Raw genomic sequence first — 2,222 nt, 5'->3', positions numbered from 1 at the left:
GGCAACGATTATTATACAAGTAGCCACTCCAGTTATAGATGCAGTAGATGATGTGTCGGCTAGTATCAATGGAAAAATTGGAACCGTCAACGCATTGAATGCTTATAGTAACGATACCCTTAACGGATTACCTTTGGTATTAAGTGAAATTACAAGAACAATTTTATCGCCAGCAGTTTCCATTAATGGAGGGGGAGTTCCTGTATTGGATATCGCAACAGGAATCGTTAGTGTACCTGCCAATACACCCGGAGGAACATATGCTATAACCTATAAAATATGTGAAACTTTAAATCCAACCAATTGCGATGAAGCCGTAATCACCATACTTGTAGGAGTTTCAACAATTGTTGCCAACGACGATTCAGTTACGAATATCAATGGATATACAGGAAAATTGGATGCTTTGGATGCTATTGCAAATGACACCTTAAATGGTCAAAATGTACTATTATCAGAAATCAACACTACAGTACTAAATGTAGCAACACCAATCAACGGAGGTTTAGTGCCAGTGTTGAACACCACAACAGGATTGGTAAGCATACCAGCAGGAACATCAGCAGGTACTTATGTTATTGATTACCGTATTTGTGAAAAACTCAATCCAATTAATTGTGATGATGGACAAATTACGGTTACTGTAGTTGTTCCAATTATCGATGCAGTAAATGATTCTGCATCAAGTATCAATGGAGTAGTAGGTCAAACCAATGTGATGAATGTTTATACCAACGATACTTTAAATGGTGTTGCTGTAAAACTTTCAGAAATCACTTCAAAAATACTTACACCAGCTACATCAATAAACGGTGGATTGGTTCCAGTATTGGATCCATCAACAGGAATTGTAAATGTGCCAGCAGGAACACCAGCAGGAAATTACACTATAGAATATGAAATATGTGAGATATTAAATCCAACGAATTGCGATAAAGCTGTTGCTACAATAGAAGTTATTGCTTCAACTATTATTGCTAATGATGATTCTGCGACGAATATCAACGGATACGTAGGAGCAACTGCAGTAGTGAATGCTTTGACAAACGACACAGTTTCTGGATTATCAGCCACTTTGAGTAACGTCAATTTGAAAGTAACTCAACCAGCAACAGCCATCGGAAGTGGAATTGTTCCAGTACTTGATGCTACAACAGGATTTGTAGACGTACCAGTAGGAACACCAGCAGGAAGGTATACCATAGAATATGAAATTTGTCAAAAACTCAATCTAACGGTTTGTGATAAAGGAATCATTACCATCGATGTTGTAGCAGCACCGATAGTGGCTATTGATGATTCGGCAAGTAACATTAATGGATTGACAGGTCGAGCCAATGTGGTTAATGCATTTGCTAATGATACATTAAATGGTAATACTGTTAAACTTGCCGAAATTACAGCAACAGTTATCAAACAAGCCGCTTCAATAGGAGGAGCTCCTGTACCAGTATTGAATATTGCAACGGGACTAGTGTCTGTTCCAGCAGGAACAGCTGCTGGAGTTTATACTATAGAATATCAAATTTGTGAAAAGTTAAACCCAAGCAATTGTGACCAAGCCATAATAACTATAGCAGTTGTACAAGCCAATATTGTTGCCAATGATGATACGGTGAATAATATTAATGGATTGACTGGTGCAACTGATGTTTTAGATGTTATTTCGAACGATTTACTCAATGGTTTAAACACAAATTTAGCTGCCACTACTTTAACAGTTATTACACCAGCCATACCAATAAATGGAGGTTTGGTACCTGAATTAAATCCAACTACAGGAATGGTAAGTGTTCCTTCGGGTACTCCAGCAGGAACTTATACTATCAATTATCAAATTTGTGAAAAACTCAATCCAACCAATTGTGATCAGGCGATTGCTATTATTACTGTTGATGGAGCCTTAATAGTAGCCAATAATGATAATGTTAATAGTATCAATGGTTATGTTGGAGCAAATAATGCAATAAACGTTCTTACAAACGATACATTAAATGGTGGTAACGTTAATTTATCAGCTGTAAGTTTAGTTGTGCAGCAAAATGCAACTCCAATAAATGGAGGATTAGTGCCAATACTTGATGTGGCAACAGGTAATGTAAGTATTCCTGCTAATACCCCATCTGGAACTTATACAATAGTTTATCAAATATGTGAAAAACTGAATCCTACCAATTGTGATCAAGCAACAGTTTTGGTACAAGTTTTTGCACCTATAATCC

General features: G+C 36.9%; 1 pseudogene. It reads left to right on the top strand.

Annotation, left to right across the window (positions count from 1 at the left end):
• Positions 1-2,222, top strand: a pseudogene (locus ACSVH9_RS16200) (hypothetical protein); the annotation flags it as partial.

It is taken from the genome of Flavobacterium sp. RSSB_23, from assembly GCF_051547145.1.
GTDB lineage: Bacteria > Bacteroidota > Bacteroidia > Flavobacteriales > Flavobacteriaceae > Flavobacterium.
This window is presented reverse-complemented; position numbering and strand designations above follow the sequence as displayed.